This is a genomic window from uncultured Capnocytophaga sp. (assembly GCF_938029845.1).
GTDB lineage: Bacteria > Bacteroidota > Bacteroidia > Flavobacteriales > Flavobacteriaceae > Capnocytophaga.
The window spans coordinates 1-12,573 of sequence record NZ_CALHGG010000080.1; the positions used below are offsets into that span (position 1 = coordinate 1).

The 12,573-nt window shown below is 40.4% G+C and carries 13 protein-coding genes and 1 tRNA gene; 7 read left to right on the forward strand and 7 right to left on the reverse strand.

What is annotated here, in order from left to right; translation table 11 throughout:
- The 3 genes from Q0625_RS05870 to Q0625_RS05880 form a co-directional block, all read right to left on the reverse strand.
- A partial coding sequence (locus tag Q0625_RS05870) for an acyl-CoA dehydrogenase family protein (RefSeq protein ID WP_298824452.1) occupies window positions 1-1,048 on the reverse strand: 1,048 nt, incomplete at its 3' end.
- 23 nt (window positions 1,049-1,071) lie between these two features.
- Complete coding sequence (locus Q0625_RS05875) at window positions 1,072-2,067, reverse strand: cysteine synthase family protein (RefSeq protein WP_298824454.1); 996 nt, start codon at window positions 2,065-2,067, stop codon at window positions 1,072-1,074.
- 7 nt (window positions 2,068-2,074) lie between these two features.
- Window positions 2,075-3,421: a lytic transglycosylase domain-containing protein gene (locus tag Q0625_RS05880; RefSeq protein ID WP_298824456.1), complete on the reverse strand. Its 1,347-nt coding sequence runs from the start codon at window positions 3,419-3,421 to the stop codon at window positions 2,075-2,077.
- A gap of 191 nt (window positions 3,422-3,612) precedes the next feature.
- Here Q0625_RS05880 and Q0625_RS05885 point away from each other — a divergent pair, with 191 nt between their 5' ends.
- Together Q0625_RS05885 and Q0625_RS05890 are read left to right on the forward strand one after the other, a co-directional pair.
- A complete protein-coding gene (locus Q0625_RS05885; protein ID WP_298824458.1) occupies window positions 3,613-4,557 on the forward strand; it encodes a mevalonate kinase in 945 nt (314 codons plus the stop codon).
- 9 nt (window positions 4,558-4,566) lie between these two features.
- Window positions 4,567-5,103: a TrmH family RNA methyltransferase gene (locus tag Q0625_RS05890; RefSeq protein WP_298824460.1), complete on the forward strand. Its 537-nt coding sequence runs from the start codon at window positions 4,567-4,569 to the stop codon at window positions 5,101-5,103.
- A gap of 7 nt (window positions 5,104-5,110) precedes the next feature.
- Here Q0625_RS05890 and Q0625_RS05895 read toward each other — a convergent pair whose 3' ends face one another.
- Window positions 5,111-5,470, reverse strand: coding sequence for a hypothetical protein (locus Q0625_RS05895; protein ID WP_298824462.1), 360 nt, complete (start codon window positions 5,468-5,470; stop codon window positions 5,111-5,113).
- A 10-nt stretch (window positions 5,471-5,480) separates the two neighbouring features.
- On the reverse strand, window positions 5,481-5,897 hold the full coding sequence (gene tsaE, locus Q0625_RS05900) for a tRNA (adenosine(37)-N6)-threonylcarbamoyltransferase complex ATPase subunit type 1 TsaE (protein WP_298824465.1): 417 nt from the start codon (window positions 5,895-5,897) through the stop codon (window positions 5,481-5,483).
- Between the two features lie 120 nt (window positions 5,898-6,017).
- Between tsaE and Q0625_RS05905 the strand changes: the two genes are divergently transcribed.
- The 4 genes from Q0625_RS05905 (at window position 6,018) to Q0625_RS05920 (ending at window position 9,440) form a co-directional block, all read left to right on the forward strand.
- On the forward strand, window positions 6,018-6,653 hold the full coding sequence (locus Q0625_RS05905; protein ID WP_298824467.1) for a DUF4290 domain-containing protein: 636 nt from the start codon (window positions 6,018-6,020) through the stop codon (window positions 6,651-6,653).
- 3 nt (window positions 6,654-6,656) lie between these two features.
- Window positions 6,657-7,967, forward strand: a complete 1,311-nt coding sequence (gene murA / locus Q0625_RS05910) for a UDP-N-acetylglucosamine 1-carboxyvinyltransferase (RefSeq protein ID WP_298824469.1) — start codon at window positions 6,657-6,659, stop codon at window positions 7,965-7,967.
- Window positions 7,968-8,088: 121 nt separating this feature from the next.
- Window positions 8,089-8,162: transfer RNA gene (locus tag Q0625_RS05915), tRNA-Arg, on the forward strand.
- Between the two features lie 114 nt (window positions 8,163-8,276).
- Entirely contained in the window at window positions 8,277-9,440 is a 1,164-nt protein-coding gene (locus Q0625_RS05920; RefSeq protein WP_298824471.1) for a site-specific integrase, read from the forward strand.
- 26 nt (window positions 9,441-9,466) lie between these two features.
- On the opposite strand, the gene Q0625_RS05925 is transcribed toward Q0625_RS05920, so the two are convergent.
- Both Q0625_RS05925 and Q0625_RS05930 read right to left on the reverse strand, forming a co-directional pair.
- Window positions 9,467-10,540: an ImmA/IrrE family metallo-endopeptidase gene (locus Q0625_RS05925; protein WP_298824473.1), complete on the reverse strand. Its 1,074-nt coding sequence runs from the start codon at window positions 10,538-10,540 to the stop codon at window positions 9,467-9,469.
- 65 nt (window positions 10,541-10,605) lie between these two features.
- Window positions 10,606-11,241 carry a hypothetical protein gene (locus tag Q0625_RS05930; protein WP_298824475.1) on the reverse strand — a complete coding sequence of 212 codons (636 nt, stop codon included), beginning with the start codon at window positions 11,239-11,241 and terminating at the stop codon, window positions 10,606-10,608.
- 235 nt (window positions 11,242-11,476) lie between these two features.
- On the opposite strand from Q0625_RS05930, the gene Q0625_RS05935 reads away from it, so the two are divergent.
- On the forward strand, window positions 11,477-12,559 hold the full coding sequence (locus tag Q0625_RS05935) for a type I restriction endonuclease (RefSeq protein ID WP_298824479.1): 1,083 nt from the start codon (window positions 11,477-11,479) through the stop codon (window positions 12,557-12,559).
- Window positions 12,560-12,573: the final 14 nt, after the last annotated feature.

A 12,573-nucleotide genomic window follows, 5' to 3' on the forward strand; every position in this document is an offset into this window, starting at 1 on the left:
CTACAGGATAGTCGGTAGTGTAGCCATAACCTCCATGTATTTGTATAGCTTCGTTACCTGCTTTTACACAAAGTTCGGAAGCATAGAGCTTGGCCATAGCTGCCTGTTGGGTTACAGGCTGATTGGTTTGTTTTAGGTAAGCTGCCTTATGTAGCATAAGCTCAGCGGCTTCTATCTCAGTGGAGAGTTCAGCCAGCTTAAAGCCAATAGCTTGGAAGGCAATAATGGGCTTGCCAAACTGGGTACGTTCCTTAGCATATTGTATCGCTGCCTTTACAGCTCCTTTGGCAGTTCCTAACGAAAGAGCACCAATAGAGATACGCCCCCCATCAAGAATTTTCATCGCCTGAATGAAGCCTTCCCCTACCTCGCCTAAGCGATTCTCATCTGGGATACGACAATCTTGGAAAACAAGCTCAGCTGTCTCACTGGCACGCATTCCCATTTTGTCTATTTTCTTTCCATTGGTAAAACCTAGAGTTCCTCTCTCTACCACGAAAGCTGTCATACCATGCTTATCTCCTTTTTCTCCTGTACGAGCTATCACCACTACTACATTGGCAGAAATTGCATGAGTGATGAAGTTTTTTGTACCATTAAGCACCCATTCGCCGCCGTCTTTGACAGCTGTGGTAAGCATCCCCCCTGCATCGGAACCTGTATTGTGTTCGGTAATCCCCCATGCTCCTATGTGTTCGCCTGTAGCGAGCTTAGGAAGCCAACGTTTTTTCTGCTCTTCATTAGCGAAAGTGAGTATATGATTCACACACAAAGAGTTGTGTGCAGCTATAGAAAGCCCAATGGCAGGATCCACTTGAGAGATTTCATCTATAATAGTGATATATTCATGGTAGCCCAATCCTGAACCTCCGTATTGCTCAGGAACAAGGATTCCCATAAAGCCTAACTCGCCTGCTTTGCGAAAAACTTCCACTGGAAATTCTTGAGTTCTGTCCCACTCACTACGGTAAGGCAATATATATTGTTTGGCAAAGGCTGCGGCCGTTTGCGTAATCATCTCCAATTCTTTTGCATAAGAAAAGTTCATCATTGTCATAATATAAATATTGATTAATTAATATTGAGTTTTTCCTTGAGCCACTTATCACTATAAATCTTATTCATATAACGAGAGCCATGGTCTGGGAATACTACCACTACTACACTATTGGCATCAAATGGGCTGTTTTGATTATATTTTTGGGTAGCTACCCAAGCTGCCCCAGAAGTATAACCACAGAAAATACCTGTCCTTCGGCTGATCTCACGCGCAGCTAAGGCACTTTCTTTGTCATTGACCTTGACAAACTCATCTATCACACTGGTATCCAAGGCTCCGGGGATGAGATTTTTTCCCAAACCTTCTATATAATAGGAGTGTAGTTCACTCTTATCTATCTCCCCTGTATCAAAATATTTTTTGATAAGTGAACCATCGGCATCTACCCCTATGACTTTTACCTTAGGATTTTTTTCCTTAAGGTACTGAGCAATACCAGAAATAGTACCTCCTGTACCACTGCAAGCCACCAGATGAGTGATCTGTCCTGCTGTCTGTTCCCAGATTTCCCTTCCTGTACTTAGGTAATGAGCCTGAGTATTGAGAGGATTGAAATACTGATTGATATAGATAGAGTTAGGTGTTTCCTTATGGATACGCTTAGCTACTTCATAATAAGAACGAGGATCATCAGCCGCTACTGAAGCAGGACATACATGTACTTCTGCTCCAAGGGCACGTAGCATATCTATTTTGTCCTGTGAAGACTTATCCGTTACGGCTAAGATACAGCGGTAACCACGAATGGCAGCAATCATTGCCAGGCTATACCCTGTATTTCCAGAGGTAGTCTCTACGATCACCCCCCCTGGAGTCAGTAAGCCTTTTTCTTCTGCATCCTTTATGATATGTAGTGCGGTACGATCTTTAGCCGAATGACCTGGGTTGAAAGCCTCTACCTTAGCAAAAAAATGTCCTTGCATGGGCTCAGCTATCTTCTGTAAAGAGACCAATGGGGTATGTCCCACAAGGTCAAGTATATTTTCAAAGTATTGAATTTTGTCCATAGTTATCTTATCTGTGAATCACTATACGTTGCCCTGCCTTTACACTATTACCCCTAATCTTATTCCACTTCTTAAGCTGATTGACTGTTACCCCATAGCGGGAGGCAATACGTCCGAGAGTCTCTCCTTTCTTTACCTTATGGGTTACCTTACTACTGCTCTTGGCTTGTGCTGCTGATACTACTTCAGGAAGTGGTTTTTCTCTTTTTGAAGCCTCTTGGTCTAGGTAGGCATAGATGATATCTTCATTATTTACAAACTTACCTATGGCCTCCACTGGCAGGCGTAAGCCATAATTCTTTCCTTCTATATAAGGGATAATGTTAAGCGAGTAGGCAGGGTTGAAGAATTCTATTTCCTGCTCATTCATACCCACTACCTCTCCTATATCTTTGAAAGATATATGGCGTTTTACTTGTACTGTATCGGTCTCGAAAAATACATTTTCACGTTTTTCTACTTGGAAACCATGTTCTTTGGCGTATTCAAAGATATAAAGAGTCGCCAAGAAAGCAGGTACATACCCTGCAGTCTCATTGGGCAGATAAGGGCGCAAATTCCAGTAGTTCGTTTTTCCACCAGAGCGACGCATCGCCTTGGTTACATTACCAGGCCCAGAGTTATAGGCGGCAAGAACCAGGTCCCAATCGTTGAACACACTATATAGTTTCTTAAGATACTGAGCTGCGGCTTGGGTAGAGCGTTCTGGGTCTGAACGTTCATCTACATAGTTATTAACCTCAAGGTTATACATCTTGCCCGTATAATACATGAATTGCCAAAGTCCTTTGGCGCCCATACGCGAAGTTGCTTTAGGATTAAGAGCCGACTCCACTATGGCTAAGTACTTGATTTCTTTAGGTACTTGATTTTTTATGAGTTCTCTCTCGAACAAAGGAAAATAATACTGACTGATATTCATCAATCGTTGAAGAGAAGAGCGACGATTTTTGAGAAAGTTTTTGATGACATTCTCTAAGATAGGATTGTATTCTATATGAAAGGGTGTTTTCTGATCTAAGCGTGCCAAACGTTCTTTAAGCACTTCGGTAGTAAGTTCATCATAGGCGACCGTTCCTGCAGGAGTATTTTCTACATCACTCTGCATAAGGGGAAACAGCGAACGATTGGAGAGCTCCTCTAACCATTTCTTATCATATTTCAAAGCCTTGTTATCATCCTTAAGTTGCAACAACCCCTCACGCAAAGAGGTGTTCAGCGAAAGGCTATCGGGCGGTGCCACACGTTGTGAAATAGGTTTTTGAGGTTTTATACTATCTATGACATGTTTTGCTTGAACATCCCCCATATAAGCAGAAAGACACAGGAGGGCAAACAGTTGAATTTTTTTCATAAAAATCATTTAGTCAGGTGTTACAAGGGGCAAAGATACAAAAAAATAATATCAAACATCCAAAGAAAAACATTTTTTTAATTTGCTGAAATACCAATTTGCTGAACTTATGAATTAAATTTACTAATTAACAAATTTGCTAATTAAATTTTTTGTATCTTTGCCCTCCAAAAGCCATATTTTTTAACTCAATGAATTCAACGCTCTTCTATTCAAAAATACTTCTCTTCGGAGAGTATGGTATTATCAAGGATTCCAAGGGGCTTGCAATCCCTTATAATTCCTACAATGGTACGCTAAAGAAAACCTCCCCCGAGACCATGGGTGAGGTAGAGCGACAATCCAACCTTTCCTTGACCCAATATTTTGATTATCTCAAGGAAATTTCTCAGCGACAGGACACCCCCGTACGCTTTGATTTGGAGCGTATGAAGCAAGATATAGCCGAGGGCATGTACTTTGACAGTAGTATTCCCCAAGGATATGGAGTAGGTAGCAGTGGTGCTCTTGTAGCTGCTCTTTATGACACCTACGCCATAGACAAAATAGAAACCTCCTCTCAGCTCACCCGTGAGCGACTGTTAAAACTCAAAGAGATTTTTTCCCTCATGGAATCCTTCTTCCATGGAAAATCCTCTGGCTTAGACCCTCTCAATAGCTACTTGAGTATCCCTATCCTAATCAACTCCAGTTCTATGATTGAAACCACTGGGATTCCTTCTCCTATGGAAGAAGGCAAAGGTGCTGTATTCCTTCTAGATAGTGGCATGATAGGAGAAACGGCCCCGATGGTAGAAATCTTCATGGAAAAAATGAAAAATGAAGGCTTTCGCAATATGCTCAAAACACAATTTGCCAAATATACGGATGATTGCATAGAGAATTTCCTACAAGGAAACTTTAAGACACTGATTGTCAATGTAAAAAAACTATCTCGTGTCGTCCTCAGCCACTTCAAGCCTATGATACCCAAGCAGTTCCACAGCCTTTGGCAACAAGGAATTGACTCTGGTGATTATTATCTGAAGCTATGTGGTTCAGGGGGGGGAGGCTACATATTGGGCTTCACCCCTGATTATGAACGTGCCAAGAAAGCACTCAATAACCACAAGTTAGAATTGGTATACCGATTTTAAGACAGCGGCATGAGGAAATTAGCCAACGAAGAACTACACCGCCTAAGTGTACAAGCCTACAAAGAAGCTGAGAAGATTCCTGTAATTGTGATATTGGACAACATACGCAGTCTCAACAATATAGGCTCTGTATTCCGTACTGCCGATGCTTTTAGGATAGAGAAAATTTACCTCTGTGGTATCACCGCCTGCCCTCCCCATAAGGAGATACACAAGACGGCTTTGGGTGCTACCGAGAGTGTGGCTTGGGAGTATGCTCCTAATATTTGTACACTACTCTCTGACCTACATGCCCAGCAGATACAAACCATAGCCATTGAACAGGTAGAGAGCGCTACCTACTTGGATCATTTTATCCCTGAAAAGGGTACAAAATACGCCCTTATTTTTGGAAATGAAGTAGATGGTGTACAACAAGAAGCTGTATCTTTATGCAAACACGCCATAGAAATTCCCCAATATGGCACCAAGCATTCGCTCAATATTGCCGTAAGTGTAGGCATTGTCCTATGGGAATTAGGGCATAAGATACGGAAAATGGTTTAGGTAAAACCTATTTCAAAGGCTTGATCGCCGTTACTGTTACTTTCTTAGCACAACTCTCTACAGTGATTTCCAAGGGAGTATGCTTGGTATCCTCTCCTATAATAATATAGGTACGACAAGCCGAATGGGTATCACTGCGGGAAAAGTCTATATCCCCATCGTGGAAGATAGGTGCGAGTTGTTCCGTATGGTAATCAGCTTGCAAAGATTCGGCAAGGGTTAAGGGTTTGGATCGTAAGTCCTTTAGCACCCTACAATTGGGCAAGTAGCAGAACTCTGTTCCCTTGCGCTGGAAGAAGAACATCACAAAAACACTGCCCATAAGAAGGCCAAAAAAGAAAAAAAGAAATCGCCTGAATAGATTCATATAACGTTCATTAATTATGCTGTACAACGGTAAGACTGCGGGTAGTGTCATCTATTACAGAGAGTTGCACTTCTGTATAACTTGAAGGAAGCAGTGAGGGAATGCGCTCCGCCCATTCCACAAAACACCAAGCCCCAGAATCCCAATACTCCTCTATCCCAAAGTCAAGCGCCTCATATTCCTCTTCTATGCGATAGAGATCAAAGTGGAAGACTTTTCCTTCAAGAGCTTGATACTCATTCACTAAGGAGAAAGTAGGACTACTTACCCTATCACTCACGCCAAGCTTTTGGCATAGGGCTTTGATAAGGGTCGTTTTACCTGCCCCCATAGCCCCTTGGAAGAGCAACACCTTATGTGAGTGTGGTAATATCTCCCTAACGAAGGTTTCTGCCACGCTATCTATTTGAGAAAGTGTGTATTGCATATCTATTATTTATGAAGGCAAAAATACAAAAATAATGACAAATGACAAACGACTAATGACAAATATTCATTATCAGTTATTAATCACTTGTCACTTGTCACTTATCATTAATTAAGTAGTATGGAACAAAATTTATTAGAGTACAACACCGAGCGCAATGAGCTCATCATCCCCGAGTATGGGAGGCATATACAAAAAATGGTAGAAAAAGCGGTAAAAATAGCTGATCGTACCGAACGCAACAATACCGCCAAAGCGATCATTGCCGTGATGGGAAACATGAATCCACACCTGAGAGATGTGCCTGATTTTCAGCACAAACTTTGGGATCAGCTGTTTAAGATGTCTGACTTTCAGATAGATGTAGATTCCCCGTTTGAGCGACCTACCCGAGAATCTACCACCCCTAAGCCTGAAAAACTTGCCTTCCCTCAACACCGACTTAAGTACCGTTTCTATGGCAATAATATACTGAAAATGATTCAAATATGCAATGATTGGGAAGAGGGAGACCTGAAAACAGCTTTGAAATTCTCTATTGCCAACCACATGAAAAAGTGCTTCCTCACTTGGAACAAAGAAGATGTGGAGGATAGTATCATCTTTGATCACCTCTATGAATTGAGCAATGGCAAAATAGATTTAGGAAGTATGTCCGAAAACCTCAATTCCAAACCAACTCATTATCAAAAGAAAAATAATACCTCTGTAGTAGCTAAGAAAAATCCTAACTACTCCAAGGGAAAGAAAAAATAATATATGGAAAGTTTTAAGATAGAAGGGGGATATCCCCTACATGGGGAAATTACCCCACAGGGCGCTAAGAATGAGGCCTTACAGATTCTCTGTCTGGTACTACTAACTGATGAGAAAGTAACCATCCATAACCTACCCGATATATTGGATGTGAATAAGCTCATTCAGCTATTGGAGAACTTAGGGGTGAAAATTCAGAAATTGGCAAAAGGCTCCTATACCTTTCAGGCCGATGAGATCAATATGGATTACCTCTCCAGCAAAGAGTTTGCCAAACAAAGCCAAAGTCTGCGTGGCTCTATCATGATTCTTGGACCTCTCTTGGCTCGCTTCGGTTATGGGGGAATTCCCAAACCAGGAGGAGACAAAATCGGTCGTCGTCGCTTGGACACTCACTTCGATGGTTTTGTAAAATTAGGAGCTACCTTTACCTACTCCGAACACGAACATTATTACTCAGTTTCTGCCCCTAATGGACTTAAGGGGAATTATATCCTTCTTGATGAAGCTTCCGTTACAGGTACAGCCAATATCATCATGGCTGCTTCCCTAGCCGAAGGCACTACCACCCTATATAATGCCGCTTGCGAACCCTATCTACAACAAGTCTGCCGTATGCTTGTGAGCATGGGAGCTAAGATAGAGGGTATCGGTTCCAACCTACTAACTATTCATGGAGTAAAGAAACTTAGTGGTTGCACCCACCACATCCTCCCCGATATGATTGAAATCGGTAGCTGGATAGGTATGGCTGCTATGACAAAGAGCGAACTAACAATCAAGAATGTTGGCTGGGAACACTTAGGTATCATTCCTACCATATTCGAGCGCTTGGGAATCTGCCTTGAGCGCCGTGGCGACGACATCTATATTCCTGCTCATACCAACGGCTACGAGATCCAGAGTTTTATTGACGGCTCTATTCTTACTGTATATGATGCCCCTTGGCCTGGATTTACCCCTGACCTACTGAGTATCATCTTGGTAACAGCTATCCAAGCACGAGGCGAAGTACTTGTACACCAAAAAATGTTTGAGAGCCGCTTGTTCTTTGTGGACAAACTTATAGATATGGGAGCTAAGATTATCCTCTGTGACCCTCACCGCGCAGTAGTTATAGGCAACGACTTCAGATCACAACTAAGAGCCACCACCATGACCTCCCCCGATATTCGTGCGGGAATTGCACTACTAATCGCTGCTCTTTCTGCCAAAGGCACCTCCACTATTCACAATATTGAGCAGATAGATCGCGGTTATGAGCGTATAGAAGAGCGCCTCAAGGCTATTGGAGCTAAGATTACCCGTGTATAATCCGTTGCAAATGATTACATAATACGCTCATTATTAGCAAGTTGTAAAAAAATAAAAATATTTTTCAAAAACGCTTGTCATTTCAAAAAAAAGCTGTAACTTTGCACCCGAAATAAGAATTGGCCTCGTGGCGCAACTGAATAGCGCATCTGATTACGGCTCAGAAGGTTACAGGTTTGAATCCTGTCGAGGTCACAACAAGGTAACGCACTTCCACTCAACGCGTTACCTTTGTTTTTAAGGCTAAAATCTCGTTTGTAATTTCGCCAAAACGGCAAGGTAAACGGCAAGGTAAAAATTACAAACAAAATGGCAACAAAAACATTTCAAGGGTGTAGCTATACCGATTTATGGGTATCCCCAGCCAATTGGCAGAAAGCTACTAAAAAGGATTTAGACAAAGATTGGTATGTACAATGCACTTTCTTTGATCCTCGTCATGAAAAGAAATATCCTCAAGGCTTTCCTTTTCGAAAGAGGGCTAATAAGCCACAAACAATAGAGGAACGTAAGGCGCTTATTTCTTTCTTTCTCAAAAGTATTCCCCAACAATTCAATGATGGGTATAACCCTATTACTAAAAAGTACATGAACCTCAGAAATGAGGGGCTGTATCCCGACCTGCTCTTTATTGAGGCATATAGGCGTGCCTTGGAGATAAAATCAGGCACTAAATCACATCTCTATAATATAAAGCGTGCTATTGATAGACTTGAGGAAGCCAGTGAAGCGCTTGGTATGCAGTATATCAAAATCAAGGATTTGCGCCGTGTGGATCTTAAGCGTATGCTTGATTATCTACAGCTTACTGACAAGTATTATAACAAGTTCGTGATTTACTTCTCAAGCCTCTATCGAGAGCTTATAGAGTATGAGTGCTGTGAGAGTAATATTACAAGGGATATTTACCCTAAAAAGACTTTTAAGGAACCACGCCTTGTGCTTGAGAAAAACGAATTAGATAGGGTAAGGGAGCACTTGGAGGAGACACACCCCGATTTCTATCGCTATATGATGATCTTCCTCTACTCAGGAGCACGTAACACAGAGCTTTTCAGACTACAACGCAAAGATGTAGATTTGGATAAGCAGGAGTTTGTCATACTACTTGAAAAGGGCGGGCAGTATAAACGATGTACTAAGGTGATACTTTCCCCTGCATTGGAATATTGGCGTGAAGTATGTGAGGAGTGTAAAAGCCCTGATGATTATCTTTTTGCCTTGAACTTCGTACCCAGTAAGAAAATGGGAAATAAAGAAATTGTTACCCGATTTTGGAAACGAAATGTAAAAGACAAACTTGGTATTGAAGCTGATTTTTATTCACTCAAACACTATATGCTTGATAACTTAGATAGTGATACCGCTATGTTATTGGCTTCCCATACCAATAAAAACACTACCGCTATCTATCAGGTAAATAAAGCCAAAAAGGATAGGGAAATGCTTAAACAGCTGAAAATAGAGATATAGAAAAAGCCCCAATTAAGGGGCTTTCTTTATTCTGTAACTACTTTAAGTTTAGGTTTTATAACCGCAAAAGGTTGCTGCAAAAGATACTTTTGTATAATATCAAGGGGAAGCGAGAACGCCCCCGCAAGCTCATTCTCAGTATAACCAAGCTCTTTTAGATGCAAACCTACAGAGGTGCTAAATACTTGAGGGTAATCAATGGAAACAGTATCTTTTTCTTTTTTCTTCTCTCCACTCCTGCTCAACTCAATATTGAGAAATTGGTATCTATCCTTATCTATTGCCCCTAATGATTGTGCTCGTTTGACAATAGCAGCCTTTGAGGTAAGCCAATAGTTTTTCAAAGCACTAAGAGCCGACACCTTGAGGTTTCCCAAAGACTTCATTATAGCACTTTTTGGCATTAGAAATTCCGAAGCAAAATCATTCGCTTCTTGCTCCTTGTTTCTGCCAATGGGTATAGGAAAATCAGGAGAGCAGTGCATAACCAAATGACCTAACTCGTGAGCTAATGTAAATCGTTTCCTATCATTGGTAAAACGTTTATTTATAACTATAACCGCAAATCCTTTAGGAGTAAAAAATGAGATCCCATCAAATTTTTCATCGGTATTGAGTTCGTATATAATAATTCCTTTGTTCTCTATCACCTTAAAAATATCATGGATAGGTTCATCGGGTGCTATTCTGAAGTTCTTCCTTGTAAATATAGCTGCTTCTTCAGGGGTATATCCCTCTTCTAAGTCTAATGTAACTAAGGAAAAATCAGGATAATCTACAGAATCAGCCATTTCATCTATAAGATAGCCTATAAACTTACACGAAGTCTCAAAGTCCTGTAAGAGTGTCTTTGATATATATGATTTTTTACGATAATTTGCTATCGCTAAGTCAATATTTATATTTTGAAAAAAGAACTCTTTAGGAAAATTGAGGGTCTCAAATATTTTCCCTAAAAGTTCATCAGAAAGTCCTCCAAGTCCTTTTTCAAACTTGGATAAGTTAGATTGTGAAAGCCCTTGCACTGCTTTTGACAATTCCGTTTGTGTGAGCCCCCTATACTCTCTGGCAAGGGTAAGCTGTGAGTGATTAACTTTCATTTTCGTTAGGTTTTTGATGATGTGTAAAGGTGTAAAATGATAAGGAAGGTTGCTCTATTGGGTTACTAATTTACCCTTTTCTTCTTAGACTGCTCTTTTACCTTTGGAAGCAGTCTATCATTAGAATTAGGTACTGAAATAGTAGGAATAGTAACAGAGGTAAGTTCTTCTTCGTAAAAACGCCACTGTATTTTTTCCTCGTCTATATAAACAAAGTGTGGAGCCATTAGCTCGCCAAACTTACTCTTTTGCCACCCAAAGAAAATAATAGGATTTTCGTACGCAGTGGGGTCAAAAATAAGTGTTTGCACTTGGTTTAAGATAGAATTGTTTGCTTTGGTTCGGATGTTCATTGGCATTTCTTTCTTGTCCAATTTCTTGATAAGAAAAGAATACCCTTTCATACTTAAAGCAAACCGCTTGTATTTCCAAAATTTCCAATCACTCGGAAAGGCTTTTTGGAGTTCTCCAATAATGCAAGTCTGAAAAGTACTTGCTTCAAAACCTCTGCTTCTCGAATCGGGCGGGTACTTACTCATTGCTTTTTTGAATAAATCCTTAGCCTTGTGAAAAGCAGTAAAGAATTGGCTTATAACCAATTCAGAGCAATCAGCCAAAAAAGTTTCCTTTTTCGCTATTTTTCGTTTGCAAAATTGTACGAAAGTTCGTACATTTGCACACTCTTTATCATTATGCTTCATTTTAAATTTTTATTTAATTTAAAGCAACCTTCCTCATCAATATCTCTGCGCCCACAGAGATATTTTTTTACGGTGCAAATATATAATTTTTATTTGAAATTGTATATAATTTTTTCACTAAGTTATCAACATTCCTCTTTAAAAACGTGTGATGTATTTTGTGTGTTAAATTTCTTTCGCATTCCTTTATAATTTCTTAATTTTGTACCTAATTTAATAACACATCAATCATAACATGGAAATAGAAGCAGAACTCAAAGGCAAATTAGAGCAGCTTTATAATCGTGTAGAAAGTCTTAAAGACCAAATCAGCACAGAGGAAGCTACTAAAAACGCCTTCATCATGCCTTTCTTGCAGATACTCGGTTACGATGTATTCAACCCTACTGAGGTTATTCCTGAGTATGTGGCGGATATAGGCACTAAGAAAGGAGAAAAGGTAGATTATGTAATCAAAAAAGACGATCAGGTCGTGATTATCATTGAGTGTAAGCATTGGAAAGAAAACATCAATGCGCATAACTCCCAATTGCACCGATACTATCACGTTACCGATGCACGCTTTGGTATTATTACCAATGGAATTGTGTATGATTTCTTCACAGACCTTGAAAAGCCTAATATCATGGACAACAACCCTTTCCTTACCGTGAATTTGGCTAACCTCAAGGATAGCACTATTAAGGAGCTGGTGAAGTTCACCAAGGCGACCTTTAGCATTGACAATATATTAGAGAGCGCTGAAGCTCTCAAGTATGTACGTGCTTTCAAGAACGAGTTTGAAAAGGAGATACAGGAGCCGTCCGATGATTTTATCAAGCTATTGGCGCGCCGTTTCTTTGATAAGCAAATCACCTCTGGACGTTTGGAAATATTCCGTGGGTATCTCAAGCGCGCAATGACCTCTTACTTTAATGACTCAATCAGTACGCGCCTAAAAACTGCCCTTGACATTAACGAGGGAAAAGCACAACAGCCCAAGGACGAACCTTCAGAAATGGAGCCTATAGACGAGGGAGACGAAAATAGAATCGTTACCACAGAGGAAGAGTTAGAGGGCTTTCAGATAATCAAAGCGATTGTTAGAGAGAAAGTACCCGCTTCACGAATTGCTTATCGAGATACCATTTCATACTTTGGGATATTATTGGACGATAACAATCGCAAGCCTATTTGTAGGTTACACTTCAACGGTGCAAAGAAATATATCGAGTTCTTTGACAAAGGAAAAGACAGCTCCGAAAAGGTATTTATTGACAGCTTGGACGATATTTACACTCATAAGGAACGCCTATTACATACCCTTGAAATTTACTAATAATGATAAATTTT